The sequence below is a fragment of the Streptomyces sp. NPDC048255 genome (genome assembly GCF_040652415.1).
GTDB lineage: Bacteria > Actinomycetota > Actinomycetes > Streptomycetales > Streptomycetaceae > Streptomyces.
In genome coordinates, this window is record NZ_JBEZMA010000017.1 from 102,512 (window position 1) to 127,332 (window position 24,821).

The 24,821-nt window shown below is 74.8% G+C and carries 17 protein-coding genes and 1 pseudogene; 10 read left to right on the forward strand and 8 right to left on the reverse strand.

Features of this window, described 5'->3' with window-relative positions; genetic code table 11:
• Positions 1 to 46 precede the first annotated feature (46 nt).
• Positions 47 to 769, reverse strand: coding sequence for a transcriptional regulator (locus AB0D94_RS16600; RefSeq protein WP_362051831.1), 723 nt, complete (start codon positions 767 to 769; stop codon positions 47 to 49).
• Between the two features lie 352 nt (positions 770 to 1,121).
• On the opposite strand from AB0D94_RS16600, the gene AB0D94_RS16605 reads away from it, so the two are divergent.
• The 3 genes from AB0D94_RS16605 (at position 1,122) to AB0D94_RS16615 (ending at position 6,694) form a co-directional block, all read left to right on the forward strand.
• The gene (locus AB0D94_RS16605) at positions 1,122 to 1,487 is read left to right on the forward strand and encodes a hypothetical protein (RefSeq protein WP_362051833.1); all 366 of its coding nucleotides are present in this window, start codon (positions 1,122 to 1,124) and stop codon (positions 1,485 to 1,487) included.
• A 147-nt stretch (positions 1,488 to 1,634) separates the two neighbouring features.
• On the forward strand, positions 1,635 to 5,525 hold the full coding sequence (locus tag AB0D94_RS16610; protein ID WP_362051835.1) for a helix-turn-helix domain-containing protein: 3,891 nt from the start codon (positions 1,635 to 1,637) through the stop codon (positions 5,523 to 5,525).
• Between the two features lie 311 nt (positions 5,526 to 5,836).
• Positions 5,837 to 6,694, forward strand: coding sequence for an NlpC/P60 family protein (locus AB0D94_RS16615; protein WP_362051837.1), 858 nt, complete (start codon positions 5,837 to 5,839; stop codon positions 6,692 to 6,694).
• Positions 6,695 to 6,724: 30 nt separating this feature from the next.
• On the opposite strand, the gene AB0D94_RS16620 is transcribed toward AB0D94_RS16615, so the two are convergent.
• Together AB0D94_RS16620 and AB0D94_RS16625 are read right to left on the reverse strand one after the other, a co-directional pair.
• Complete coding sequence (locus tag AB0D94_RS16620; RefSeq protein WP_362051839.1) at positions 6,725 to 8,182, reverse strand: hypothetical protein; 1,458 nt, start codon at positions 8,180 to 8,182, stop codon at positions 6,725 to 6,727.
• Positions 8,183 to 8,316: 134 nt separating this feature from the next.
• Positions 8,317 to 12,777, reverse strand: coding sequence for an ATP-binding protein (locus AB0D94_RS16625; protein ID WP_362051841.1), 4,461 nt, complete (start codon positions 12,775 to 12,777; stop codon positions 8,317 to 8,319).
• An 86-nt stretch (positions 12,778 to 12,863) separates the two neighbouring features.
• On the opposite strand from AB0D94_RS16625, the gene AB0D94_RS16630 reads away from it, so the two are divergent.
• Positions 12,864 to 13,859, forward strand: a complete 996-nt coding sequence (locus AB0D94_RS16630) for a translation initiation factor 2 (protein ID WP_362051843.1) — start codon at positions 12,864 to 12,866, stop codon at positions 13,857 to 13,859.
• A gap of 13 nt (positions 13,860 to 13,872) precedes the next feature.
• On the opposite strand, the gene AB0D94_RS16635 is transcribed toward AB0D94_RS16630, so the two are convergent.
• Positions 13,873 to 14,442, reverse strand: coding sequence for an XRE family transcriptional regulator (locus tag AB0D94_RS16635; RefSeq protein ID WP_362051845.1), 570 nt, complete (start codon positions 14,440 to 14,442; stop codon positions 13,873 to 13,875).
• A gap of 128 nt (positions 14,443 to 14,570) precedes the next feature.
• On the opposite strand from AB0D94_RS16635, the gene AB0D94_RS16640 reads away from it, so the two are divergent.
• From AB0D94_RS16640 to AB0D94_RS16665, 6 genes and pseudogenes are all read left to right on the forward strand, one after another.
• Positions 14,571 to 15,362: an ABC transporter permease subunit gene (locus tag AB0D94_RS16640; RefSeq protein ID WP_362051847.1), complete on the forward strand. Its 792-nt coding sequence runs from the start codon at positions 14,571 to 14,573 to the stop codon at positions 15,360 to 15,362.
• Complete coding sequence (locus tag AB0D94_RS16645) at positions 15,359 to 16,078, forward strand: ABC transporter ATP-binding protein (RefSeq protein WP_362051849.1); 720 nt, start codon at positions 15,359 to 15,361, stop codon at positions 16,076 to 16,078. The genes AB0D94_RS16640 and AB0D94_RS16645 overlap by 4 nt, the downstream gene beginning before the upstream one ends.
• A gap of 74 nt (positions 16,079 to 16,152) precedes the next feature.
• Positions 16,153 to 17,160, forward strand: coding sequence for an NrtA/SsuA/CpmA family ABC transporter substrate-binding protein (locus AB0D94_RS16650; RefSeq protein WP_362051851.1), 1,008 nt, complete (start codon positions 16,153 to 16,155; stop codon positions 17,158 to 17,160).
• A gap of 29 nt (positions 17,161 to 17,189) precedes the next feature.
• Positions 17,190 to 18,299: an aryl-sulfate sulfotransferase gene (locus tag AB0D94_RS16655; RefSeq protein ID WP_362051853.1), complete on the forward strand. Its 1,110-nt coding sequence runs from the start codon at positions 17,190 to 17,192 to the stop codon at positions 18,297 to 18,299.
• 196 nt (positions 18,300 to 18,495) lie between these two features.
• A pseudogene (locus tag AB0D94_RS16660) lies at positions 18,496 to 19,371 on the forward strand (LLM class flavin-dependent oxidoreductase); the annotation flags it as partial.
• Positions 19,372 to 19,469: 98 nt separating this feature from the next.
• Positions 19,470 to 20,597, forward strand: coding sequence for an LLM class flavin-dependent oxidoreductase (locus tag AB0D94_RS16665; RefSeq protein WP_362051855.1), 1,128 nt, complete (start codon positions 19,470 to 19,472; stop codon positions 20,595 to 20,597).
• A 65-nt stretch (positions 20,598 to 20,662) separates the two neighbouring features.
• Here AB0D94_RS16665 and AB0D94_RS16670 read toward each other — a convergent pair whose 3' ends face one another.
• The 4 genes from AB0D94_RS16670 to AB0D94_RS16685 all read right to left on the reverse strand — a co-directional run bounded on the left by AB0D94_RS16670 (position 20,663) and on the right by AB0D94_RS16685 (position 24,564).
• Positions 20,663 to 22,231 carry a hypothetical protein gene (locus AB0D94_RS16670; RefSeq protein WP_362051857.1) on the reverse strand — a complete coding sequence of 523 codons (1,569 nt, stop codon included), beginning with the start codon at positions 22,229 to 22,231 and terminating at the stop codon, positions 20,663 to 20,665.
• 136 nt (positions 22,232 to 22,367) lie between these two features.
• Positions 22,368 to 22,562, reverse strand: coding sequence for a hypothetical protein (locus AB0D94_RS16675; protein WP_266938165.1), 195 nt, complete (start codon positions 22,560 to 22,562; stop codon positions 22,368 to 22,370).
• A 99-nt stretch (positions 22,563 to 22,661) separates the two neighbouring features.
• Positions 22,662 to 23,321 carry an ATP-binding cassette domain-containing protein gene (locus tag AB0D94_RS16680; RefSeq protein ID WP_362051860.1) on the reverse strand — a complete coding sequence of 220 codons (660 nt, stop codon included), beginning with the start codon at positions 23,319 to 23,321 and terminating at the stop codon, positions 22,662 to 22,664.
• Entirely contained in the window at positions 23,314 to 24,564 is a 1,251-nt protein-coding gene (locus AB0D94_RS16685) for an ABC transporter ATP-binding protein (protein ID WP_362051886.1), read from the reverse strand. Before AB0D94_RS16685 ends, AB0D94_RS16680 begins: the two co-directional genes overlap by 8 nt.
• Between the last annotated feature and the right edge of the window lie 257 nt (positions 24,565 to 24,821).

A 24,821-nucleotide genomic window follows, 5' to 3' on the forward strand; every position in this document is an offset into this window, starting at 1 on the left:
CCCACGGGTTCCGGCGCACCGGAGTCCGTGGGCGTCCGGCGCCCCGTCAGCGGCCGCCCAGGGGGAAGGGGGACGCCTCGCCCGCTTCGCCGACCAGTTCCCAGAAGTGGTCGACGAGCCGGTTCAGGTAGGCGGCGCGCTCGGCCGCTATCTCCTTGAGCCGGGTGTCGTCGTTCAGGGCGACCAGGTGCCCCATGTACCGCTCCGAGAACTCCGCGAACTCCCCGTGCATCGTGCGCAGCGCGTCGCCCACGCTGGTCGCGTCGACCACCACGATCTCCGCCACCGGGTCCACGTACGCCTTCCACCGCCCGCCCACGGCCGACCGCAGGTGACCGGCCAGCTCCTCCCCGCGGCCCATGATCCCGATGAGCTTGCGCAAGGACAGGCCCAGGGCCTCGACCAGGGCCCTGGTCTGCCAGGCGTCCCCGTGCCACTCGCGCGCCGCCTCCGCCGCGCGGTACTCGGCCGGGTCCATGCCGATGCGGTACGCCAGCCGCTCCACGGTGAGCTGACGGGCCAGCCGGTACTCCTCCAGGGTGCGGGGCTCCACCCCCATGAGGACCGTCGCCCCGCACCACAGGACGTCGGCCAGGGCGAAGAGCTGCCGGTCGGACGGCACGTGGGAGCCCTGCTCCCAGGCCACGACCAGGCCGGGGTGGACGGGGACGCCGCAGGCCGCCATGGAGTGGGCCACCTGCGCCGGGGTCAGGCCCATGCGGTCGCGCGCGGACCGTGCCTGTGCGGGGGAGAACGGAGTGCTGTGCACGTACGAGACACCTCGCAGCGCCCTCGAACGGGGGCGCCCGAGGGGAGACGGATCGATGGATGAACATCCAGGAGCGGGCACATTAACAGATGTTCAGAGGGTGTGATCGTCCATACCCCTTCGATCCGAAGGCAGTACGCCCCTGGCGGCAAATGATCGACGATTTGCGTGTCACCCTGCCTCCGCGGAACGGATCCTCCTCCCGGACCGTTGCCTCCGCTCGCGCGTCCGGCCAGGTCACGGGCGGTTTCCCGGCAGCCCCGCCGACGGGCAACAGGAAACCCGTCGACCCCCGGTCCGCTCCGGGACATCTTGAAGTTGTCCGCACGAGGCAAGACCACGAGGGGAAATCATGCGCAAGATGTTCCGCGGCGCCGCCGCGCTCGCGACCGCCACCGTCGCCGTGATCGCGCTCAACGGTACGGCCGGCGCCGCGCCGGCCGACGCCTGGGCCGGGTGCCCCGACGGGGCGGTCTGCATCTACCCGCAGAACCAGAACCCGGCCGTCAAGCCGAGCCACATCTTCTACGCCTACGGGCCCCACAACCTGAGCAACCAGTTCGGGAACCACTGGGTCCTCAACAACCAGACCGGCGGCGCGTCCGCCAACCTCTGCACCGGGTACAACGGCGCCGGCTGCGGCTACCTGATCGAGGCGCACAAGGGCGTGTACGCCGACCTCGGGCCGATCAACTCGATCCGCCTCAACCGGCCGTGACCCCCGCCTGACCGGGTGGTGTCCGGGGCCTCCGACCAGGGCTCCGGACACTCCCGCATTTGTCATACCGGAACCGGGACTTGGCCGTCCGTCCGACCCCCGCTGTAGCCTTGGCAGCGTCATCTCGCTGCCTGGGTGTGCTGTGCCATGGGGGATGTTGTGGGGGATCCGGACCGCCGGCGGAAGACCGATCACCAGCACGAAGCACCCGAGGACGCCGCGCCGTCGTTTCCCGCGCAGCTGCGGCGCCTTCGGGTGCAACGCGGCCTGTCGCTCGCCGATCTGGCCCGTCAGACGCACTACAGCAAGGGCTACCTCAGCAAGATCGAGACCGGCTCCAAGCGCGTCACCGTCGATGTCGCACGTCGCTGCGACGAGGTACTGCGAGCGGAGGGTGGGCTCCTGCGGATGGCCCGGGAGGGTGAATCCCCCGACGACGACCCACGCACCGGCGTCGGCGCGGGTGACGGAAGCGGAAGCGGAACCGAAGAGCCCGGTCCGCAGTCCGACGGCGACTGCCCCTACCGCGGTCTGCCCGCGTTCACCTCCCAGGACGCGGCGTTGTACTTCGGCCGGGAGCGCGCCACGGCCGAACTGGCCGAGCGGGTCTTCGAGCGCATCGGGAACGGGCCGCTGATGCTGGTCGCCCCCTCGGGCGCCGGCAAGTCCTCCTTGCTGAACGCCGGTCTCGTACCGGCCCTGCGGCGCCGCGACGGCTTCCCGATGCCGGGCGCCGAGGGCTGGCCGGTGGTGGCCTTCACGCCCACCGCGCATCCCCTGGAGGAACTGCTCGACTGCGCCGCGAAGGTGCTGGGCGGCGATCTCGCCGTCACCGCACGGGAGGTGCGCGACCGGCCCCGCGCGTTGCTCGAAGCCGTCCGCCGGCTGGCGGACACCGCCCCGGCGGCGGCCCGGGACCCGCAGCCGCCGCCCGTCCGCCCGGTCCTGATCGTCGACCAGTTCGAGGAGCTGTTCACCCTCTGCCCGGACGAGGAGGAGCGGAGCGCCTTCGTACGGGTGCTCCGCGCGGTGGCCACGGCCGGCCCGGACACCGCCGGGCTCGATCCCGCGGTCGTGGTGCTCGGCGTACGGGCCGACTTCTCCGGGAGCTGCCTGGACCTGCCCGAACTGGCCTCCGTCTTCACCGAGGGGCTGTTCGTCCTGCCCCCGATGTCCGTGGCGGAGCTGCGGGAGTCGATCACCCGCCCCGCCGAACTGGCCGGCCTCACCCTCGAACCGGGCCTGGTCCCGCTGCTCCTGCGCGACGCCGGGCTGCGCGAGGATCCGGATCCCGCGGTGGGCGCAGTGCCCGGCCACACCCCGTCCGGTGCGCTCCCCCTGGTGTCCCACGCGCTGATGGCGACCTGGCAGCGGCGCGAGGGAGCCACCCTGACCGTCGCCGGGTACGAGCACAGCGGCGGCATCCGCGGGGCGATCGCCCGTACCGCCGAGAACGTGTTCGCCCGCCTGTACCCGGCCGAGCAGAAGGCCATCCGCCGCGTCCTGGCGCGCCTGGTCCACGTCGCCGACGGTACGGGGGCCACCCGGCGCCGCATCGGCCGGACCGCCCTGATGGAGCAACTGGCCGACGCGGACGGCGTCGCGGCGGCGCTCGACCCCTTCGTCCGGGCCCGGCTGATCACCATGGGCAGCGACACCGTCGAGATCACCCACGAGGCGCTGCTGCACGCCTGGCCCCGGCTGCACGGCTGGATCCACGCCGACCGCGCCGGGCTGCTGATCCACCAGCAGCTGGCCCACGCCGCCGACGAGTGGGAGCGCGAGGGCCGCGATCCCTCCGCCCTCTACCGCGGGACCCGGCTGGACGGCGTCCGCTCCTGGGCGGACGAGTTCGACGGCAGGAGCCGGCTCGCCCCGCGGGAAGCGGCCTTCCTCCTGGCGAGCCAGGCTGCCGAGGACAGCCGGGAGCGGCAGTCCAGGCGTCAGGTCCGGCTGCGCCAGGGGATGCTGGCCACCCTCGTCGTCCTGCTGGCCCTCGCCCTGACCGCCGGGGGGCTGGCGTACCAGCAGCGCGCGGGAGCCCTGGCCCAGGAGCGCGTGGCCCGGTCGCGGGCCCTCGCCCTGCAGTCCACCTCACTGGCCGCAGGCCAGCCGGAGCGGTCGATGCTGCTCGCCGGGGAGGCGTACCGGACCGCGCCGACCGGCGAGGCGCGCGGGGCGCTGCTGAGCACCCAGGCCCAGCCGTTCGTCGCCCGGCTCGGCGGGCACGGCGGCCCGGTCAACGCGGTGGCCTTCGCCCCGGACAGCCAGCTGCTCGCGACCGCCAGTTCCGACGGCACGGTGACGCTGCGGCGGGTGGCGGACCGGGTGAGGACCGCGGCCTTCACCCTGCCCGGCCGGGTGCGCTCGGTCGTCTTCAGCCCCGACGGCCGGATGCTCGCGGCGACCGCCACGGACGGGGCCGTCCGGCTCTGGCAGGTCGCGGACCCCCGTACGGCGGCGGAGCTGCCCGCGAGTACGGCGGGCGCCCGGGCACTGGCCTTCTCGCCGGACGGGCGGACGCTGGCCTCGGCGGGCGCGGACGGCACGATCCGGCTGTGGGAGACCGCCGGGGACCACCGGGCCGTGGCCACCCTCACCGGGCACGCCGGGAGGGTCAACGCCCTGGCCTACGCCCCGGACGGCCGGACCCTGGTCTCGGCGGGAGCCGACCGGGCCGTACGGCTGTGGGACGCGGTGGAGGGGGAGCCGCTCGCCGTGCTCCCCGGGCACACCGACGAGGTGCTGGGCGCGGCGTTCTCACCGGACGGGAGGACGGCCGCCACCGGCGGCGTGGACCGGACCGTGCGGCTGTGGGACGTGGCGGCGCGCCGCCAGAGCGCGACGCTGACCGGGCACAGCGACGACGTGAACGCGGTCGCCTACACGCCCGACGGGACGACCGTCGTCAGCGCGGGCGGCGACGGGACCACCCGGCTGTGGGACGTGCCCAGCGGCCGGGCGGTCTCCACGCTCGCCGGGCACACCGACTACGTGCTCGGGGTGGCCGTGGACTCCGCCGGCACCCTGCTGGCCACCGCCGGGTTCGACCAGTCCGTGGTGCTGTGGGACCTGCGCGGCCGGGCGCTGACGGCGCGTCCGTTCACCGAGATCTGGCACGCCGCCTACGGCCCGGGGGGCGAACTGCTGGCCACCGCCGAGGCCGACCGCACGGTGCGGCTGTGGGACGTGGCGCGGCGGCGGGCCGTGGCCTCGTTCACCGGTCACGGCGAGACGGTGTTCTCGGTGGCCTTCGCCCCCGACGGGCGGACCCTGGCCTCGGCCGGGTCCGACGGCACCATCCGGCTGTGGGACGTCGCCGCGCGCACCGCGCTGGCCACGCTGACCAGCCGGCACGGCACCGTGTTCTCGGTGGCCTTCGCGCCCGACGGGCGGACCCTGGCCTCGGCCGGGTCCGACGGCACGGTCCGGCTGTGGGACGTCCCGGGGCGCAGCCTGCTCGCCACGCTCGGCGGCCATACCGACTTCGCCAACGACGTGGTGTTCAGCCCCGACGGGCGCACCCTGGCGAGCGCCGGCGACGATCTGACCGTCCGGCTGTGGGACGTCCCGGGCCGCCGTCCGCTGGCCACGCTCACCGGTCACACGGGGGCGGTGCGGGGTGTGGCCTTCGGCCCGGACGGGCGGTCCCTGGCGAGCAGCGGCAACGACGGGACCGTACGCCTGTGGGACGCCCGGCGGCACCTCCTCGTGGCGGAGCTGACGGGGCACACCGGTTCCGCGCGGGGCATCGACTTCTCCCCCGACGGGCGCGCCCTCGCGTCCAGCGGCAACGACCGTACGGTGCGGCTGTGGGACGTGGCCGGGCGGCGGCTCGCGGCCACGCTGACGGGGCACTCGAACGCGGTGTGGGGCGTCGCCTTCGCCCCCGGCGGGCGGACGGTGGCCAGCAGCAGCACCGACGGGACCGTACGGCTGTGGGACCTGGACGCCGGCGAGCGGCTGGCGGAGATCTGCCGGCTGCGGGCGGGGCTCGGCCCCTCCGGCTCCGCCGGTCCGGCCTGCGAGGGGTCGTGACGCGGGGCCTCCGCCGAACGCCGGGCGGGGGTTTCCCAGGGGTTTCCCGTTGCCTGGCCGCTGCGCGGGGGCTGTTCGTGGAGTCGCCCCTGCGGCGCCGCTGCCGGGGGCTCCGCCCCCGGACCCCCGCGCCTCGAACGCCGGCGAGGCTTGATTTTTCCGGCGGGGCGCCGCCGGAGCCTCGACGCGCGGGGGCAGCGGCCCCCAGGCTGCGTCGCGGGGAGCAGCGCAGGGCCGGCCCGGACGGCCGCCCCTCCCGAGTTCCGCATCCGCCGCCCCCCTTCCCCCCAGATACAGGAATCGAGGCCCATATGCCGCGCCGGTCCACTCCGTCGACACTTTTCGGCCCGCTCGTCGCCCTGTTCGCCCTTCTCGTCCTCACCCTCCCGGCGCACGCCTCGGCCGCCGCCGACGACTCGTGTGCCGTACGGGCGCCGGGAGCCTCCGCGACCGCCGAACAGGCTGTCGCCGCGGCCTGCGCGCAGGTCGACGCCGGCGTCTGGTACACCTGGGGCGGCGGCCACGGTCCGCAGCCCGGTGCCACGTACGGGCAGGTGGACCCCAGCGACCCGGCCAGCGAACACGACCCCGAGCGGCTGGGCTTCGACTGCTCGGGGCTGGTCCGCCACGCCTACGCCCAGGCCGCCGGGTCGGACATCCTCAACGGGGTCGCCAGCGGCCAGTACTACACGCACCGGGCCGCCGAACGCTTCACCGCCGCCCAGGGCCTCGGCCCGCTGCTCCCCGGTGACCTGCTGGTGTGGGGCACCTCCCGGCACCTGCACCACATCGCCGTCTACCTCGGCGCGGGCAAGATGGCCGAGGCCCGCCAGTCCGGCACGAAGCTGATGGTCAGTGACGTCCGGCAGGGCGGCGACTACTACGGAGCGGTCCGCGTCGACGCCGGTCCGGTGACCGGGCACGTCTTCCAGACCTGGGGCACCGGCGTCTGGACCAAGGCCCAGCCTTCCGTCCGGGCCGAACGCGTCTACGCCTTCCCCGGCCCGACGACGATCCGGGTCGGGTGCCAGAAGCACGCGGAGGAGGTCACCTCGGACGGCTACACCAACGACGCCTGGTCCTACCTGCCCGACTACCGGGCCTGGGTCAGCAACATCTACGTCCGCGGGGCCGCGTGGCTGGAAGGGGTGCCCACCTGCGAGGACTGACCTCGCGGGCGCACCCCCCTTCCGGCGTGCTCACGCGTCCACGGCCGTGAGGACCTCGCGGTGCACGGCGTACGGGCCTTCGGCCTCCAGCCGCAGCACCCACGTACCGGCGGACGCGGCCGTGAGCGCGGCGCGCAGCAGGCCGCTGCCGTCGGGGGTGAGCGGGACCGGTGCGCCGGCCTGTCCGCCCCCGGACGCGGACAGGCTGACGCTGACGGACCGGCCGGGCCGGGCGCCCTCGACCAGCACCTCGAACGGCTCGCCCGCCACAGAGAATTCGGGCGCGAGGACGCCGAACTCCTCCTCGCCGGTGAGGGTCTGGCCGGCGCCGCGGCCCCGCACGATGGCCGACAGCTGGTGCCCGACGGTGTCCGCTCCGGTCAGGTCCACGTGGCGGTGTCCGCTCCAGACCGCGTCGCCCATCTCCTCCAGGGCCCACCCGGCGAACGCCGACTCCTCGGGCACCGTGCCGTCGCCGGTCCACGGCTCCGCGTCGTCGAGCGCGGTGGGGAACTTCAGGCCCTCCGGGGCCAGCAGGACGCCGTGGACGGTGGGGTGGGAGCGCCCGCCCAGACAGTGGACCTTGTACGGGAGCCCGCTCTCCCCGCCGCGGCGCCGGTTGCGCGCCAGAGCGTCCTCGAACTCGGTGTGGAAGGCGAACGCGTCCTTGACCAGATCCGTGGGGAGGTCCGGTACGTCGATGCCCTCGTCGTCGAGGTAGCGGGTGCGGGTCAGTCCGGGCAGCATCACCGCCTTGTACACGGGCAGCAGCTGCCCGACGGAGGGGAAGCCGCGGCACAGCTCGGCTAGGGCGGGGTTGAGCCACTTTCCGGCCAGGGTGAGCGCCTTGCGCCCCAGCAGCCGCTGGTCGTCGCCGGGGCCGATGCCGTTGCGGGTCAGGAAGCGCACCGCCTTGGCGGCTCCCCGGTGCGGGGTCCCGAGGGTGACCAGGGAGCGGGCCGTGTCCCGGCCGCCGAGGCACTCCAGGTAGTAGCGGGTGACGAGGCCGCCCATGGAATGGCACAGGAAGATCACCCGGGGCTCGTCGGCGGCCTGCGGATAGTGGTCGCGCACGCGCTCCCGCCACCGGGTCAGGGCGCGTTCGACGGCGGTCTTCAGGTCGGCGGCGGTGAGCCGGTTCGACAGCCGCCAGTCGTAGGTGAAGGCGAGGTACTGCTCCTCGTGCAGGTCCCCGGCCATGGCCCGGATGTCCGGGTAGCCGAGGAAGGACAGCAGCCCCGGCAGCGCGGCGGGCGTCTTGACCAGCCCGTCGGCCGCGACCGCCCAGGGCGTCTCGGGCCGGTGGTCCCCGATGCCCGGCGGCAGCGCGAGCCGGTCGAAGGCCGCGCCCGGGCCGCGCGGATGGACCGCCAGCTCCTTGGCCATGTGCAGCGCGGTACCCAGGGACTGGTGCCACACGTCCTTGCCGTCGCGGGTGAGTCGGCTGCCGAGGATGCCGGGGACGTAGACGACGAGGTCGTGACGCAAGGCGGGTTCTCCCGTTCGGTGGTCGTGGTGGGGGCGGTGCGCGGGATGGCGGAGGCCGGTGGGGGCGGTGCGCGGGATGGCGGAGGCCGGTGGGGGCGGTGCGCGGGGTGGCGGAGGCCGGTGGGGTACGCGCGTCACAGGCGCGCCGTTCTCCTGCGCCCCGTCGGGCGGGCCGGGAGGGCGGCGCTCAGCCGGATCAGGTCGCAGCGCTGGAGTGCCTGGAGCGCGAGGGTGATGCCGCGCTCCTCGTCGAAGACGGCTTCGAGGGTGGCCACGTCCATGCCGCGGTAGGGCACGGTCAGCTCGGGCAGCCAGGCTCCGTGGCGCACGTCCCAGACGGTCAGGGAGCGTTCGCCCCCGCCGGTCAGGAGCAGGGGGCGCTCGGGGCCGCCGGAGAAGGCAAGTGCGGTGGGGCCGGGCGCCCCCGCCTGGACGGTGGTCCGCTTCCAGCGTCGGCCGGTGCATTCGGCGAGCTGGACCAGGGGGCCCTCGGCCCAGGCGAGCAGCGGGATCGACTCGCCGTCCACGAGGTACTCCCCCAGGACGGCCGGTGCGGTGGGCTGCCAGACTTCGGCGGCGCCCGCTGCGGCGAGTCCGTCGTCCGTGGCGCGCCACAGCCGGTACCGGTCGCCCACGTCCGTGACGACCCAGGTGGATCCGTCCCGCATGGTGCGCGCCGCGAGCCCGCAGACCAGGATCCCCGCGTGCGCGGAGCCGGCCTCGCGCCCGTGCGTGCCCGTGGCGGTCCAGCACTTCACCCCACCGCCGACCGGTACGAAGAGGCGCACCGCGCCGTCGGCGGCGGTGAGCCCGATCCCGGGCACCTTGGCGCCCGGGTCTCCGCCCAGTTCGAGCGGTTCCCCCTGCTCGTACGTCCCCAGCCCGGCCGCGAGCCGCCACAGGTGGGTGCGCCGGCCCGCCGCCACCGCCACCACCCACTGGCCCGCGTCCCACAGGGCCCGTACGGCGGTGACGGCGTGCTCGTGCGGCAGGACCACCGGATCCGCTCCGGCGTCCGGCCCTGCCGTGAGGCCTACGAGGACCTCGCCGCCCCAGGCCCGGCACAGCAGGGCGGCTTCGCCGGGCCCGGCGGCCAGGGCGACCACCGGACGCTCGTGGTGGGCGCGGCGCCGGGCCCTGCGGCCCGCGCGGACGGCGGAGGCGGCGTCCAGCAGCCGTACGTCGGGCCCGTCACCGGCGGCCACCAGGCCCGAGCCGCCCGGGTCGAAGGCGAGGGCCTCCGGCTCGCGCTGGCTGCGCAGCGGGAACGAGCACTCCAGGGCGGCCTCGTCCAGGACCCGGATCCGGACCGCGCCGCCCTCGTGCAGGGCGATCGCGGGCAGGGCCCCGAGCCGGCCCAGGGCCAGGCCGCGGGCCTTGGAGACGAGGGTGAGCGGGATCCCCCACCGGGGTCCGGCGGGCGCGGTCCCGTCCGGGCCGAGGGTGAGGGTGAGCCGCCACACGGTCACCGTCTGTCCGTCGGCCGCGGCCAGCCAGGCGCCGCCGCCCGTGGCGTCGGGCAGGGCCCCGGCCGCGTACACCGGACGGCCGCCCTCGCGCAGCACCCAGCTCCCGCCGAGGAGTCCGGATCCGCCGCGGGCCTTGGGGTGCAGCTCGCGCACTGTCACCTCGGTGCCGGCGAGGAGCAGGAAGCTGCGGCCGTCCAGGTGGAGCAGGGCGATCCGCCCGGCGGCGGCGTCGCTGACGTCCGCGAGGCCGCCGTCGCCCGGGCGTCCCTGGTACGGCCAGCGCCAGGCCCAGGTGAGACGGCCGTCGGCCACGACGGTCAGTGCGGTGTCCTCGCACCGGACCGCCGTCAGGCTGTGCGGCGCGCCGCCCCACCGGTAGACCTGTGAGGGGAGGCGTTCGGTTCCGACCCAGAAGTGGACGGCCCCGCTGTCGCGCGCGGCCGTCACCCGGTGGGCTCCGGTGCCGAGTTCCCGGACCTCGGTCAGTGCCTCGCGTCGGCCGCCGCGCTCCTCGGTGGTGCGGCGGGTGAGGAGGCGTTTGCCGGTGAGGGCGTCCTGCACCACGATCTCGCCCTGGCCCGCGACGGAGAGGGTCCGGCCCCGGTCGGCGGCGCTCCAGCTCATGGCGCGGGCCCCGCCGAGCGGGGCCGGCCAGCGCAGTTCCAGCGGTTCGGGCGGCGCGTCGGTCCACAGTTCGCGCCACGGCAGGGAGGCGAAGCCCGGCCGGGCGCGTAATCGTGCGTACAGGCCGGGGCGGTGGCTGACGAACGCCGTCGCGAGGAGCAGGGCCCGGCGTTCCCCGGCGGTGGTGCGGAAGCGGAACTCGTCGGCGACGCGGGCGTACAGGGCCGCGCCCTCGCAGTCGCGCAGCACGGCGGTGGTGAGCGGCAGCATCACGTCCGGGTCGGTGTGCACGAGGAAGTCCGGGTCGTCGAAGAGCAGTTCCAGCAGGCCGGAGCCGGCGCCCGCGGCGTGCGCCCCCAGGTAGCGGCGGACGTAGGGGTGGGTCTGCTCCCAGGCGCCCGCGCCCTGGGCGCGCAGGGTGTCGACGAGGCGGCGGTGTCCGTCGGCGGGCTCCAGACCGGCGCTCTCCAGGAGGTAGGCCCCGTAGCTGGGATGGGCCAGGCACCAGGCGGTGCCGGCCTCGGGTTCCGGCTGCCCGGTCACGAGGCTGCCGGTGGCCGCGGTCAGGACGTGGCGCAGGGCCCGGGCGGTGAGTTCGGGGGTGCCGTCGTCGCGCAGGGCGTTGGCCAGGCCGAGCCATAGTCTGCTGTCCTCGGCGGCCTCATGGGACAGGCCCGGACCGTGGACGAGGGCCAGGGGGCGCAGGAGTTCGGCGGTGCGCAGGGTTCCGTCGGCGCTGAGGTGGCCGATCTCGTCGGCGAGCCGGTCGCGCAGTCCGGCGCCGCCGGCCCGGATGTGCTCCACCAGCCGGTCCTCGGGAACGCGCCGCGGGCGGCGGACCAGTTCGGCGGCGATGAGCCGGGCGATCAGGAACAGCCGGCCGCTCTCCTCGGCGATGCGGGTGGCGGCGGCGGTCCGTTCGGCCTCGGCGCCCGGTTGCGCGTACGGGGAGCCCTCCGCGGCGAGTACGGCCTCCACCATGTCGGCGATGTCCCGCTCGGTCTCCTCGTCCTCGTCGAGGACCAGGGAGGGGGCCGTCCGGTCAAGGGTCTGCAACAGGCTCTCGTCCGGCTCCCGGTAGGCGATCTGCTGGCGGGGCTGGGGGCGGGTGCCGACGACGACCTTGACGCCCGCGCTGCGCGAAAGCGGGTTGAGCAGGTGGCGGGCGATCTCGTGGCCCTGCTCGGGCATCGCCTCGTCCAGGCCGTCGAAGACGAGGTTGACGGCGCCCTCGCGGGCCACGAGCGCGCCGATCGCCGCGAGCGTGTGCTGCACCGTGACGGTGCCCGCGGGCGGGGCCGCCATGCCCTCGAAGGCGGTGAGCAGCTCCCACAGCGCTCTGGTCAGGGTGGTCAAGGACTGGCCCCGGCAGGAGACGAGGGCGTGGACGCTGCCGGGCCGTGGGCGTACCTGCGGGGGCGGCGGCGGGTCCAGCCGGTCGCACTTGCGGGGTACGGACATCAGGGCGAGGCGTCCGAGCAGGGCGGTCTTGCCGCAGCCGGCGGGACCCGTCACCACGAGGAGTCCTTGCTGGTACGTCTCCAGCCAGCGGACCAGCCGGCTCAGCGGCCCGTGGCGGCCGGAGAAGGTCCGCTCCAGTTCGCCGCCGTCCTCGAGGCCGAAGTGCTCGGCGCCCAGCCAGGGGTAGGGGTCGTCGTCCCCGAGCAGGGCCGTGCCGCGCACCTCGCCCTCGTCGGCGTAGTACGGGTTGTGCAGGAAGCTGTTGGGCAGCGAGCGGACCTCGACGTGGCCCGGCCGCTCCTCGGGCTCGTCCAGCCCGGACGCGGCGGCGGCCCCGTCGATCCCCTCCAGCAGGTACTCCACGGGCAGGTAGAGCGCCGAGGGGTCCAGGGGTCTGGCGTGGTCCTTCATCTCCAGGTCGGGGCTGGCGATCACCTGCTCCAGCCATTCCACCCAGCGGCCCTCCGGGATGACCCGGCCGACGCCCGACGTGCCGACCACGACGAAACCGCCCGCGCGCTCGCGGTACGCCCGTCCGACGGCCTCGCGCTCCTTGCTCAGGGCGCGGTCGAGGGCCTCGGGCAGGTGGCCGTGCGCCGAGCAGGCGTCGATGACCAGCAGGGTGTCGGCCCCGTCGGCGGGATCCAGGAGGCGGTCGACCAGGTCGGTGACGGCGAGCGCCCGGCCGCCGTCGAAGCCGCCCGCGGCCCAAGTGTCGCGGCAGGCCAGGAAGTAGCCCGCGGGGCCCCGGTCGATGCCGTGGCCCGTCCAGTACAGGATCTTGCGGCGCGCACGGTGCGCCACGAAGGCGTCGAGTCCGGCCCACAGTCCGGCGCGGGTGGTCCCGGCGTCGTCCAGCCTCATCCGGTGGCCGAACCCCAGCTGTGCGCCCGCGAGTTCGGCGACCCGGCCGCGGACGCCCTCGACGTGCGCGAGGGTCTCGCGGCCTCCGGGTCGCGCGGGATCTTCGTACTCGGCGACGGCCACCGTCGCGATCAGTCCTTCGCGCCGGTACGCACCGCGTTCCGCGAGCCGGGACACGCCCCCCACCCCCACCCAGGCCCCTCCCCCGAGATCCTCAGCCTGGGTCATACTCTCATCAACTACCCTTGTGAGAAAGGATTTTGATGGCACAGCGCGACAGGTTCAGCCTGGCCGGGCGGCAGACCGACTGCCACATCTTCGAGGGGGACGGGACCCGTCCGATCAGCGAGGAGAACGTCCGCGTCCACCACATCCCGGAGCGGGTGGAGTTCCCCGAGGAGATCGCGGGCTGGCGGCGGGCCATCGAGGACGAGGAGCGGCGCAAGGAGGCGGCGGGCCTGGCGCACCGCTGGAACAACCCCCGCTTCGCCGTGGACCGGCTGGTCGTGACCCGTACGGACAACCAGGAGGAGCCGGTCGCCACGCTCACCCTGCGCGACGCGGACTACTACGATTTCCTCACCACGTCCATCAACCTGGACCGCGCCCAGAAGAACGGGCTGACGCTGCGCGAGCAGTACCTGGAGGGCCAGGACCCGGTCGACGCGCCGCCGTACATGTTCTGCAGCTTCGGTGTGAACGTCGCCGTGCGCACCGGCCCGGACCGCAAGGTGCTCTTCTCGCACCGCAGCGCCAAGGTCGTGGGACCCAACCGGTCGCGCTGGAACTCCTCGGCGAACGAGGGCCTGGCGGCCATCCACGACCTGGCGCCCGACGGCCGGATCAGCCTGCACGCCGTGGCCCGGCGCGCGCTGCGCGAGGAGCTGGCGGTGCAGGAGACCGACCCCGTGGACCTGGAGCTGCTGGGCTTCGGGCTGGACCTGCGCAACAACCAGTGGGCGGCCTTCTTCAGCGCCGAACTCCAGGAGCTGGACGAGGAGGCCCTGCGCCGCCGCTGGAGCGGGGGCGTCGAGGACAAGTGGGAGCACGACGACTACGCCTTCGTGCCCGCCGATCCCGATGCGGTGCTGTCCTTCCTGCTGGACAAGCCGGCCGAGGCCTGGTCCCCGTGCGCGCCCGCCCTGTTCTACCTGGCGCTGGTGCGCGCGGCCGTCCGCGGCCGCGGCGGCGACCCGGCCGCGCGGCTGGACGTCGAGGCGGCGGAGCTCCGGGTACTGCGCCGCCTGGACCAGGGCTAGGTCCTGTCCGGGCCTAGGCGTTCGCGATCACGAGCAGGGTGCGGGCGGCGGACGGGCCGGGCAGGCGGCAGCGGTGCGGGAGTTCGCCCCGGTGGTGGGCGCTCTGGCCGGCGCGCAGGAGCAGCGGCTCCTCGCCCTCGACCTCGAGGAGGATCTCGCCTTCGAGGACGTAGAGGAAGTCCTCGCCGGGATGCTCGAACCAGCCCCGTTCGCCCCGGCCGGGCTCGAAGTGGTGCTCGTACGCCTCCATGAGGCCGCTGCTCCCGCCCGGGATCAGCACCCGCGCGGTCTGCCCGGCCGCCTCGTCCACCCTGATCACCTGCGGATCGGCCTCGTGGCTGACCGCACCCGGCCGCGCGGGCGGCCTGAGGAAGGTGCCCGGGGTGACGTCGAGCGCCTCGGCGATCCGGTAGATCGAGCTGAGGCTGGGCGTGGCGAGACCGCGCTCCAGCTGGCTGAGGAAGGGCTGCGAGAGGCCCGAACGGGCGGCGAGGACGGCCATGGAGACCCCGCGCTGCTTGCGGCAGCTGCGGATCACCCGTCCGACCTCGATCGCCTCGGGCGTGGGTTCGGGTCGCGACACGCAGGTGAACGTACCTCATCACCGATCACCGGCCGGGGGCCCCGGGGAGGTTTCGCACTGCCGCAACACTCCCGTCATAAGCGTGGTCAATTATTGACCTCACTTATCGACGACGGAGGAGCCGCCCCGTGCACGCCACCCCCTCACCGCCCGGCCGGGCCGCCGTCCGGCGCCGCCCGGCCCTCGGCCCGGCCCTGGCATCGGCCGGCGCCGTGCTCGCGCTGTGGTACCTGGCCGCCCGGTCCGGCGCGGTGGCTCCGGGGCTCCTGCCCACGCCCGCCGAGACCCTCGCCGCCCTCGCGGACGGCGCCCGCAACGGGGTACTGGCCGCCGACCTCGGCGCCAGCCTGGCCCGCGCCGGGCAGGGGTTCGCGCTGGGCGCCGCCGTCGGCAGTGCGCTGGGCTTCGCCACCGGCCACCTGCCCTGGCTCTCCGCCGCCGTCACCCCGCTGATCTCCTTCCTGCGGCCCATCCCGGCCATCGCCCTGGTCCCGCTCGCGACCGCCTGGTTCGGCATCGGGGAGAGCTCCAAGCGCCTGCTCATCGCGTACGCCGTGCTGCTCGCCGTCTGGCTGTACGTGCACGACGGGGTCTCCCGGATCCCGGTGTCCCACCTGCGGGCGGCCCGGTCGCTCGGGGCGCCGGTGCACCGCCGGTTCACCGAGGTGCTGCTGCCCGCCGCCGCCCCCGCCCTGCTCGCCGCGCTGCGCTACGGGGCGTCCGTGGCGCTGCTCGCCCTGGTCGCCGCGGAACTGGGCGGCGCGGACAGCGGGCTGGCGTACCGGCTCCAGGTGGACGGCCAGTTCCTGCGCGTGGACCGGATGTTCGCCGGGCTGCTCGTCCTCGGCCTGCTCGGCGTGGCCGTCGACCTCGTCCTGGCCTCGATCGGCCGCCGCTTCGCCCACTGGAGCACCGCATGAGCCTGGACGTACGGCTGGAGGGGCTGTCGGTCGGATACGGCGCCGGTGCCCCGGTGCTGGAGCCGACGGACCTGGAGTTCCCGGCGGGCTCGTTCACGGCTCTGCTGGGGCCCAGCGGATGCGGCAAGTCCACGGTGCTCGGGGCCGTGGCCGGGTTCGTCGCACCCGTCGCGGGGAGGGTCACGGCGGGCTCCCGGACGGTCCGCGCGCCGGGCCCGGACCGGGGCGTGGTCTTCCAGCACTACGCCCTCTTCCCCTGGCGCACGGCGCGCGGCAACGTCGAGTTCGCCCTCAAGCGGCTCGGCCTGCCGCGCCGGGAACGCCGTCGGCGCGCGATCGAGGTGCTCGCCGAGGTCGGCCTGGCCGACGGCACCGGCAAGTACCCCGCGCAGCTGTCCGGCGGTATGCAGCAGCGGGTGGCGCTGGCCCGCGCCCTGGCGGCCGAACCCGAAGTGCTCCTGATGGACGAGCCGTTCGGGGCGCTCGACGCCCTGACCCGGGCCCGGATGCAGACCCTTCTGCGGCAGCTGTGGCAACGCCGGGGCACGACCGTGCTGTTCGTCACGCACGACATCGACGAGGCGCTGGCCCTCGCCGAACGGGTCGTCGTCCTCGGCGGGACTCCCGGCCGGGTGCTCGCCGACCACCCGGTGCCCGCGGGTGCTCCCGACCCGGACCTGCGGGCCCTGATCGCACGCCATCTGCGCTCGGACTGAACCCGCCCCTTCGGCCCTCCGTCCCCTGCTCCTCACCACTCCCCCTGCTCCCTCCCCTGGAAGGACTCCCCGCCATGCACGGACCCCGCGCGGTGACCGCCGTACTCCTGGCTGCCCTGCTCTCCGCGCTCGCCACGGCCTGCGCCGCCGGATCCGCCCCGGCGGGCACCGGGAGCGCGGGCGACCGCCCGGCCGTGACCCTCGCCGCCAGCGACCACCTCGGCGGCGCTCCCGTCCACGTGGCCCAGGACCGCGCGCTGTGGTCCGCCGACGGCCTGGACGCCACCGTCACCACCCAGCCGACCGGGCGGGACGCGCTGAACGCCGTACTCGGCGGCCAGGCGCAGCTCGGCGTCGTGGGCGACCTGCCCGCGGTGACCGCCGTACTGGGCGGGCGCGAACTGCGCGTCGTCGCCGACCTGTCCCGGTTCTCCGACTGGCGCCTGCTCACCCGTACCGACCGGCAGATCACCGGCTTCGCCGCGCTGCGCGGCCGCAAGGTCGGGGTCCCGCAGGGTACGAACGTGGAGTACGCGCTGTCGCGGATGCTGGCCTCGGCGCAGCTGACCGCCGCGGACGTGACGGTGGTCAACCTCGCCCCGAACCAGGTGCCCGCGGCGCTGGCCCGCGGGGACGTCGACGCCGGGGCCACCTTCCCCAGCTTCTACGACGCCGCCCGCACCGCCCTCGGCGCGCGCTACGCCGAGCTCCCCTTCACCGGCTACACCGCCCGGACCCTGCTCGTCGCCGGCCCGTCGGCCGACGAGCGGACCACCACGGCCGCGCTCCGCACGCTGCTGCGCGCCCAGCGCGAGATGGCCGCCGACCCGGCCGGCGCCCGCAAGGCCGTACTCGCCCAGTCCAAGGGCGCCCTCCAGGCCGGCTACGTCGACGCCTTCCAGCCGCGCTACGGCTACGGCGCGACCCTCTCCCCCGAGCTGCTGGCCGAGTTGGAGCAGGAGGCCGCCTGGGCCAAGGCCGCCCAGGGCCTGCCCGGCCCCGCCGACCGCGCCACGCTGCTGCGCCACCTGAACCCCGGACCCCTGACGGCCGTCGACCCGGCCGCCGTCACCGTGCGCTGAACCAGCCCCGTCCCGACAGGAGATCCCCCATGACCGTCGACCAGAACACCCTGCGCCGCCGCGGCGTCGGCCTCATCGCCCACGACCCCGAGCGCAGCTACGGCGGCTACACCCTCTACACGCCGATCACCGGCAGCGGCGAGATCCACCTCGTGGACATCGGGGGACGGCCCGCACACACCTGGAACTCCCCGCACCCGCCCGGCCGTCAGGCGCAGATCCTCCCCGGCGGAAACCTCTTCTACGCGGCCAAGGACACCGGCGGCCCGAGCCTCTTCCCCATCTGGGACGTCTACCACGGCGGGATCTTCCAGGAGCTGGCCCCGGACTCCACGGTCCTGCGCGAGACCCGGCACCCCTTCCACCACCACGACGCCTCGGTGCTGCGCAACGGCAACCTCCTCGTCACGGTCGTGGAGCCCCTGGCCCCGGCCGACGCGGCGCGGATCCGGGGCGGCATCCCGGGATCCGAGGCGCCCGGCGGGGTGATCTACGGGGACGTGGTGTACGAACTGACCTGGGACGGGCGGGAGGTGTGGCGCTGGGCGGCCATCGACCACCTCGACCCGGAGGAGTTCCCGCTCGACCCGCACTTCGCCCGCGAGCACTGGCCGATGGCCAACACCGTCAACGAGCTGGCCGACGGTTCGGTCGTGGTGGGCTTCCGCAGCGCGTCCACCACCGTCGCCGTCGACCGGGCCGACGGCTCGGTCAGGTGGCGCATCGGTCCCGACGTACTGGCCCAGCAGCACCACCCGCACGAACTGGCCGACGGCAACATCCTGGTCTTCGACAACGGGACGTACCGCGACACCACGTCCGTGCCGTACTCGCGGGTGCTGGAGCTCGACCCGCGCACGGGCAAGGAGGTGTGGTCCTACCAGGACAACCCGCCGCAGAACTTCTACAGCCCGTACATGTCCAGTGCCCAGCGCCTGCCGAACGGCAACACCTTCGTCGCCGAGGGTTCCTTCGGCCGGCTCTTCGAGGTGACCCGCGGCGGGGACGTGGTCTGGGAGTTCGTGGTTCCGCAGTTCCGGTCCTTCGGCGAGGGCGTGGGCCTGGAGTCCTCCGCCGGCGCCCAGAACTCCGTCTTCCGTGCCTACCGGTACTCCGCCGAGGAGCTGCCCTGGCTCTGAGGGAGCCGCCCGGTGGCGGGCAACACGGTCGCCAAGTGCTCTTCACACAGCGGTCATTGTACGTGCCCGCTACCGGGCGTAGCGTTTTCGAGGAGACCTTGACGACCGACCCGCCGCCCCTCTCCCCGGGGCCCTCGATCCGCGACCCCGTATCGGCCTCCTCCGCGCACGGCCGATCAGGAAGGCGCCGTTCAACGTGCCCCCAGACCCGACCGCACCCCCGTCCACGTCCACGTCCGCATCCGCATCCTCCGCCCCGCTGCACCTCGCCGTCGCGCTCGACGGCGCGGGCGGGCACCCGGCCGCCTGGCGCGCGCCGGGTGCCCGGCCCGGCGAGCTGTTCACCGCCCGCTACTGGGCCGGTGTCGTCGCCGAGGCCGAGACCGGACTGCTCGACTTCGTCACCTTCGAGGACTCCTTCACCCTCCGGCCCCCCTCCTCGGACGGGTCCGACGGGCCGGAGGGGCCCGGCGTACGCCCCGACCGGGTCCAGGGGCGCCTGGACGCGGTCCTCACGGCCGCCCGCGTCGCCCCGCTGACCCGGCACATCGGGCTGGTCCCGAGCGTGACCGCCACCCATACCGAGCCCTTCCACGTCTCCAAGGCGATCGCCACCCTGGACCACGTCAGCCGGGGGCGCGCGGGCCTGCGGATCCAGATCTCACGGCTGGCCGACGAGGCACGCCACTTCGGCCGCCGTCCGGCGGCGCTCCCCGACGCCGAGGCGTACGAGGAGGCCGTCGACCACGTCGAGGTGATCCGGCGGCTGTGGGACAGCTGGGACGACGACGCCGAGATCCGCGACGTGGCCACCGGCCGGTTCGTCGACCGCGCCAGGCTGCACCACATCGACTTCGAGGGCCGCCACTTCAGCGTCAGGGGGCCGTCGATCACCCCCCGGCCGCCCCAGGGGCAGCCCGTCGTGAGCGCCTCCGCCGCGCCCGGCGACGGCGGCGCGGCTCTCGGACTCATCGCCCGGTCCGCCGATGTCGGGTACGTCGCCGCGCGCGACACCGACGAGGTCCGGGCCGCCGTCACGGCGATCCGGCGGGCCCGGGAGTCCGCCGGGCGCGAGCACCTCGGCCTGGCCGTGCCCGGCGCCGGGCGCTCCGGCTCCGGCGTACGCGCGCTCCCCGGCCCTTCCTCCCCCGACCTGTAAGGAGCACGGCCATGCCCGGCATCCCCCTCGGGGTCCTCGACCTCGTCCCGGTCGCCTCCGGTTCCAGCGCCGCCGAGGCCCTGCACCGCAGCATCGACCTCGCCCGGCGGACGGAGGCCTTCGGCTACGTCCGCTACTGGTTCGCCGAGCACCACCTCAACCCGGGCGTCGCCGGGACCTCCCCGGCCGTCCTCCTCGCCCTGACCGCCTCCGCGACCAGCACGATCCGCCTCGGCTCCGGCGCCGTACAGCTCGGGCACCGCACCGCACTGTCCACGGTGGAGGAGTTCGGCCTGATCGACGCACTGCACCCGGGCCGCCTCGACCTGGGCCTGGGCCGCTCGGCGGGCCGGCCGCCGCGGCGCTCCGGGGAGCCCGCGCGGCCCGTCACCCCGGTCGTGGACGGGTACGCGCCGAACGGCCTGCGGATCCCGGCCCCCTTCTCCTTCGCGCACCTGCTCGGCCATCCGCGGGTCGCGCTCCTGCAGAAGCTGCTGACCCTGCCGGGTGCGCAGCCCCAGGACTACGGGGAGCAGGTCGACGACATCCTCGCGCTGCTGAGGGGCGAGTACCGCTCCCCCGAGGGCGAGGAGGCGCACGCGGTCCCCGGCGAGGGGGCCGACGTACAGGTGTGGATCCTGGGCAGCAGCGGCGGGCAGAGCGCGGACACCGCGGGCCGCAGCGGGCTGCGCTTCGCGGCGAACTACCACGTCAGCCCGGCCACGGTCCTGGAAGCGGCCGAGGGCTACCGGGCCGCCTTCAAGCCCTCCGCAGAACTGGACCGGCCCTATGTGACGGTGTCCGCCGACGTCGTCGTGGCCGAGGACGACGCGACCGCGCGGGAGCTGGCCACCGGGTACGCGCCCTGGGTGCGCAGCATCCGTACCGCCGAGGGCGCCATCCCCTACCCCACACCGGACGAGGCGCGCGCCCTGCCCTGGACCGAGGAGGACGAGGCGCTCGTTGCCGACCGGGTGGAGACCCGGTTCGTGGGCTCGGCGGGGACGGTCGCCGATCATCTGGAGCGGCTCCAGGAGGCCACCGGGGCCGACGAACTCATGATCACCACCATCACGCACGACCACGCGGCCCGGGTCCGCTCCTACCGGCTGCTGGCCGAGGAGTGGGCGCGGCGGTGACCGGCGGCCGGCCGGCACGGATCGCGTGCCGGCCGGCCGTGGGCGCATCGGGGGCGCGGCGGGGGTCAGCCACCGTCGCGGACCGCGACGATGCCGTTGAAGACGCCGATGTACGCGGTGCCGTCGGGGCCGAGGGTGATCGGGGCCCAGTTGTTGTCGTACAGCGGGCCGGTTCCGGTGAGCCGGCGCCAGCGCCGCTCACCGGTGCGGAAGTCCACCGCGGTGAGGTACCAGGCGTCGATGCCCCAGGCGTTGGGCTCCTTCTCGTAGAAGTAGAGCAGCCCGTTGGCGGTGGAGAGCTTGGGCACGGTCGAGGGCGAGCGGATCCCGCGCTCCCACACGGTGTCGCAGCCGCTGCCGTCGGCGCGGACGTCGATGCGGGTGGCTCCGCCGACGACGGACCGGCCCAGCAGCAGGGTCGTCGGGTTCTCGTACCCGTAGTTGTTCTCGACGACGATGCTGTTTCCCCAGGTGATCAGGGAGTTGTCGGTGGTCGAGGCGCCGGATTTGAAGACGGGGACCTTGCAGACCAGCCGCTGGTCGGCGGGGACGTCCACGCCCCGCTTGTAGACCAGGACGTTCATCCGGTCGTCGGCGTTGTCGGTGATGGCGACGTAGCCGTTGCCGAAGAGGTCCGGGGTGGTGCCCGAACCCTGGTTCACGGAGCCGGGTTTGGCGGCGGTGCCGCGGTCGTACGTCTGGCGCCACTGCACCTGCGGGGTGCCGTCGGCGGTGGCGCGGAAACTGTAGAGCGCGTGGTCGGTGACGATGGAGACGCCGTCCTCGGCGACCGAGAAGGAGTTCTGGATCTCCTCGCCCCGCAGCTGGACGGAACGGATCTGCGAGGTCGCCGGGTCCACGGTGCCCACCCGGCCCTGGCGGGTGACCCACCAGATGCGGCCGTCCCAGTCGGGCATGACGGAGGTGACGGGGTCGCAGGTGCCGCTGGGCCGCAGGTTGGTCCAGCTGACGCAGTCGTGCGGGACCTGGCCGGTCAGGTCCCAGTCGTCGTCGGCCGTGAACTTCCAGGTTCCGTCCGCACCTTGACTGTGCGACAGGCGCAGGATGTGCTGGCGGGAGTCGGCCAGCACGGCCCGGTCCTGGTCGTCCAGGTAGAAGTAGGCGCCGCCCGAGGTGTCCTTGAAGATCTTCGCGAAGTCGAGCGAGGTGATCGCCTCGACGGTCGAAGAACGCTGCGGGAGCTGGTACTCCGCGAGCGTGGCGAGCGTACGGGGCTCCAGGAGCTTGACCTTGAAGCCGGAGAAGGTGCCGCAGACGGTGACGATCCGGCCGCCCGAGTCGAAGGTGGCGGTGGCGCACTCCCCGCCGAGGGCGGCGATCTTCTCGCTGGTCACCTGCGGGTTCTTGCCGAGCGGCCCGGACCAGGGCGAGGTGGCGCTGCCGGCCGCGTCGGAGTGCATGCCGCTGCGGCCGTTGGGCGCGAGGAAGGGGTGCTGCGGCGGGGCTTCGCCCGGCAGCGGGGCGGCGGTGGCGGGGCTGCCGTCGTAGGCGCTGACCAGGCGGTGGCCGGGCGCCTTGGGTATCTCCTCGGCCTGCGCCGGGGAGATCCCGTACAGCGCCGTGAAGGCGGCGAGCACCGGGACCACGGCGCAGTTCAGCGTTCTTCGGAGCATGCGGACTTCCTCCGTTCCTCTTCGTGTTGTTGACAATGCGTCTGACATCGCGCCGCCGCCCGACGCTAGATCGCGGTGTCCGAAGAGTCCATGGAAGTGCCGGATGATTCACGAGCGCGCAACAGTCGGCCAGGTCCTACGGTTTGAGGCTGGACACCACGTTCGCGGTGGCGGCCAGTCCGTTGTGGATGGTCGCGGCCATGCTGCTGCTCGCGAGGTAGAAGCCGAGCAGGACGCAGACGAGGGCGTGCGAGAACTTGAGACCGCCGCTGCGCACGAAGATCCACGCGAGGACGAGGAGCAGGACGACCACGGAGAGGGAAAGCACCATCGGAAACCTCCTTATCCGGCGCCATGGTGGCGCAGGAGGGGGTGCCTCCGGGCGAAAGACGTGTCCGCCGTACGGGTGTTGACCGTCCGTGACGGGTGGTCAGTCCTTGACGATCTCGTCCCAGCGGGTCGTACGGTCGCACCAGCGCGCGAGCAGCACCGGATCGTGCCCGACCGCGAGGAGCCCGGCGCCCGACTCGGCGCGGTACTCCTCCACCACCCTGACCAGGGCGGCCGTGGTGGAGGCGTCCAGCATCGCGGTCATCTCGTCGCAGACCAGCCAGCGCGGACGCAGCACCAGGGCGCGGGCCAGGCAGGCGCGCTGGAGCTGGCCGTCGCTGACCTCGTGGGGGCGGCGGGTGAGCAGATCCGCACCGAGGCCGACACGCTCGGTCAACTCTCCGACGGTCGCCTCCACTTCCGCCCGGCGGCCCGTCGCGCGCAGCGGTTCGGCGACGAGGTCGTGGAGCCGCAGCCGGGGGTCGGCGGACAGCCGCGGCTGCTGGAAGACCACGCCGACCGCGGTGCGCAGGGCGCGCGGGGCGCGGTGGCGGAAGCCGGTCACGGCCTGGCCGTCCAGGGTCACGCTCCCCCGGTCGGGACGGTGCAGCAGGGCGGCCACCCGGGCGAGGGTCGACTTCCCGCAGCCGCTCGGCCCCAGCAGGCCGAGGGAGGCGCCGGGGCGCAGGGCGAGGTGCGCGCCGCGCACGACAGGCTCGCGGCGGTCGTACCCGGCAGTGATGTCCTTGAGCTCAAGCATGGTGGCAGGCCGGCCCTTCGGTGAGCACGGGCCGCTCGGCGCGGCAGAGCGCGTCGGCGCGGTCGCAGCGGGGGGCGAAGGCGCAGCCGGGCGGGAGGGCGCCGAGTTCGGGCGGGGCGCCGGGGATGGGGGCGAAGGAGCGTTCCGGGAGCGCTTCGAGGAGCCCCCGGGCGTAGGGGTGGCGGGGGCCGGGCGAGCCGAAGAAGGTCCGGGCCGGGGAGAGTTCGACGATCCGCCCGGCGTACATGACGGCGACGGTGTCGGCGATGCGCTCCGCCGCGGCGAGGTCGTGGGTGATCATCAGCAGCGCACGGCCGGCGTCCCGGGTGTGGGCGCGCAGCTCGTCGGCGGTGCGGTGCACGAGGTCCCGGTCGAGGCCCGTGGTCGGCTCGTCCGCGAGCAGCAGCGGCGCGTCGCCGACGAGGGCGAGGGCGGTGGCGGCGCGCTGGGCGAGGCCGCCGGAGAGTTCGTGGGGGTAGCGGTCGAGGTGGGTGGCGGGAAAGGCCGCGCGGGCGGCCGCCGCCTCGGCCGCGGCGCGCAGCCGGCCGGTGCGGGGGCGGGGGCGCCGCCGCAGGAACCCCGCCCGGCGCCCGGGCTCCGGCCGGTCCGGGCGCCCTGTCGCCGCGGCGGGCCGGCCGGAGGCTCCGGAGGTCCCGGAGATCCCGGAGGCCCCGGAGGTGCCGGAGGTGCCGGAGGTGCCGGAGGCCCAGGAGGTCCCGGAGGTCCCGGAGGTGCCGGAGGTGCCGGTGGTACCGGTGGTACCGGTGGTACCGGTGGTACCGGAGATCGCGGAGATCCCAGCCGTGCCGGAGGACCCGGAGGACCCGGACACGCCGGGGGACCTGGAGGACCCGGAGGACCCGGACGCGCCGGAGGTCCCGGAGGTGCCCGAGATCCCGGACATACGGGACGTGCCGGAGCCCAGCTCCCGGACGGTCTCCTCCAGTTGGGACCGGATCGTGCGGACGGGGGTGAGGTGCGCCGCCGGGCTCTGCGGGACCAGGCCGACGCGGCGGCCCCGTACCGTCTCGGCGAGGGTCCGCTCGTCGGCCGCGAGCAGGTCCAGGCCGTCCGCGAGGCGGGCCGATCCCGCGGTCTCGGCGTTGCCGGGGAGCAGGCCGAGCAGGGCGGAGGCGAGCACGGACTTGCCGCAGCCGCTCTCCCCGACGAGGGCCAAGCACTCGCCGGGCCCGAGCCGGAAGCCGACGTCGCTGACGGCCTCGACGTACCGCCCTGCGGGCATGCGGAAGCGCACCGAGAGCCCCGACACGACGAGCACGTCCGCCCCGGCGCGCCCGGCGCCGGCGAGGGGCCCGGCGGACGCGGGCCCAGCAGGGCCGGAAGACACAGCAGACACCGCAGACACCGCAGACCCGAGCCCGGCGGGCGCAGCGGGCGCGGCACGCCCCGCGGACTCGGCAGGGCCGGCAGGCACCGCGGGCCCGGGCGCGGCGGACGTGGCACGCGCGGCACGCGCCGCGGGCTCAGCAGGCCCGGGCG

Excerpts from the sequence above, each read along its gene's own strand:
- AB0D94_RS16615 (WP_362051837.1), top strand. The coding sequence starts at position 5,837 with ATGCCGCGCCGGTCCACTCCGTCGACACTTTTCGGCCCGCTCGTCGCC.
- AB0D94_RS16675 (WP_266938165.1), bottom strand. The coding sequence starts at position 22,562 with ATGGTGCTTTCCCTCTCCGTGGTCGTCCTGCTCCTCGTCCTCGCGTGG.
- AB0D94_RS16670 (WP_362051857.1), bottom strand. The coding sequence starts at position 22,231 with ATGCTCCGAAGAACGCTGAACTGCGCCGTGGTCCCGGTGCTCGCCGCC.
- AB0D94_RS16610 (WP_362051835.1), top strand. The coding sequence starts at position 1,635 with ATGGGGGATGTTGTGGGGGATCCGGACCGCCGGCGGAAGACCGATCAC.
- AB0D94_RS16680 (WP_362051860.1), bottom strand. The coding sequence starts at position 23,321 with ATGCTTGAGCTCAAGGACATCACTGCCGGGTACGACCGCCGCGAGCCT.
- AB0D94_RS16655 (WP_362051853.1), top strand. The coding sequence starts at position 17,190 with ATGACCGTCGACCAGAACACCCTGCGCCGCCGCGGCGTCGGCCTCATC.
- AB0D94_RS16665 (WP_362051855.1), top strand. The coding sequence starts at position 19,470 with ATGCCCGGCATCCCCCTCGGGGTCCTCGACCTCGTCCCGGTCGCCTCC.
- AB0D94_RS16650 (WP_362051851.1), top strand. The coding sequence starts at position 16,153 with ATGCACGGACCCCGCGCGGTGACCGCCGTACTCCTGGCTGCCCTGCTC.
- AB0D94_RS16605 (WP_362051833.1), top strand. The coding sequence starts at position 1,122 with ATGCGCAAGATGTTCCGCGGCGCCGCCGCGCTCGCGACCGCCACCGTC.
- AB0D94_RS16630 (WP_362051843.1), top strand. The coding sequence starts at position 12,864 with ATGGCACAGCGCGACAGGTTCAGCCTGGCCGGGCGGCAGACCGACTGC.
- AB0D94_RS16685 (WP_362051886.1), bottom strand. The coding sequence starts at position 24,564 with ATGCCCGCAGGGCGGTACGTCGAGGCCGTCAGCGACGTCGGCTTCCGG.
- AB0D94_RS16645 (WP_362051849.1), top strand. The coding sequence starts at position 15,359 with ATGAGCCTGGACGTACGGCTGGAGGGGCTGTCGGTCGGATACGGCGCC.